3 protein-coding genes are annotated in these 1,232 nt (G+C 37.2%); 1 reads left to right on the top strand and 2 read right to left on the bottom strand.

Features of this window, described 5'->3' with window-relative positions; genetic code table 11:
- Positions 1-421, top strand: a 421-nt coding sequence (locus ACRBG0_RS28670) for a nitrilase-related carbon-nitrogen hydrolase (RefSeq protein WP_431490249.1), incomplete at its 5' end; no start/stop codon positions are given.
- Here the strand turns inward: ACRBG0_RS28670 and pth are convergent.
- Positions 408-971, bottom strand: a complete 564-nt coding sequence (gene pth, locus ACRBG0_RS28665) for an aminoacyl-tRNA hydrolase (RefSeq protein WP_431490248.1) — start codon at positions 969-971, stop codon at positions 408-410. The genes ACRBG0_RS28670 and pth overlap by 14 nt on opposite strands.
- Positions 972-1,016: 45 nt before the next feature.
- Positions 1,017-1,232, bottom strand: a 216-nt coding sequence (locus ACRBG0_RS28660) for a hypothetical protein (protein ID WP_431490247.1), incomplete at its 5' end; no start/stop codon positions are given.

Genomic DNA, 1,232 nt, shown 5'->3' with positions numbered 1-1,232 from the left:
CTTTAAGAATGGCAAATCAAAACTGATTGTTGAGTTAAAAAACTGGAAAATCTGCCCACTTATTTGTTATGACTTACGATTTCCTGTTTGGAGTAGAAACATAGAGCAGTATGATTTGCTTCTTTATGTTGCCAATTGGCCTGAAGCTAGAATTTCTGCATGGGAAAAATTACTTTACGCACGAGCCATAGAGAACCAATCTTATGTAGCAGGAATTAATCGTATTGAACCCGATAGCAATGAGATTTCATACTCCGGTAATTCAATGTTAATTGATCCAAAAGGACACCTCTTATGGAAAGCACAGGATGATCAAGAGGAAATTAAGTCCATTCAAATCTCATTGAATGAGCTGAATGCATTTAGAAGTAAATTCCCTGTTGCTAAAGACTCAGATGAGTTTAGAATTATTTCCCATTAAAGTCAGACATGACTCTACCAAGAGTATTTACCGTGAATGCCTGAATAATTTTCTGCACCATTTCAATTCTTTCTTCTAAACTTGTCGCTTCTTCATCGTTCCACTTTCCCAACACATAATCAACCTGCTTCCCCTTCGAAAACTCGGCGCCTACTCCAAATCTCAAACGAGCGTAGTTCTGAGTTCCTAAAACTGCATTGATATTCTTTAGGCCATTATGCCCACCTTCACTGCCTTTCCCTTTTAATCTTAACGATCCAAATGGCAGGGCAATGTCATCTGTAACGATGAGCATGTTTTCTAAAGGAATTTTTTCAGCTTGTAACCAGTAATTGACTGCCTTACCACTTAAATTCATATAAGTAGTTGGCTTTACAAGTATTAGCTTTCGGCCTTTGAATTTGGCTGTTGCTGTATCTGCCAAACGGTTAGGGGCAAAAACAACATTGGATGCTTTAGCAAAAGCATCCAATGTTTTAAAACCTATGTTATGTCTTGTATTTTCGTACTCAGCACCAATGTTACCAAGTCCTACAATCAAGTACTTCATGAAAATTAAGCTTCTGCTGCTTCTTCAGTTGCAGCTTCTTCTCCTTCACCGTCTTCTTCTTCTTCTTCTTCTTCTTCTTCTTCTTCTTCTTCTTCTTCTTCTTCTTCTTCTTCTTCTTCTTCCTCTTCTTCTTCTTCTTCTTCTTCTTCTTCTTCTTCTTCTTCTTCTTCTTCTTCTTCTTCTTCTTCTTCTTCTTCTTCTTCTTCTTCTTCTTCTTATTATTCTTCTTCTTCTTCCTCTTCTTCTACTTTGGCTTCTTAT

Origin of the sequence: Lewinella sp. (assembly GCF_050633125.1) — a bacterium.
GTDB lineage: Bacteria > Bacteroidota > Bacteroidia > Chitinophagales > Saprospiraceae > Lewinella.
This window is presented reverse-complemented; position numbering and strand designations above follow the sequence as displayed.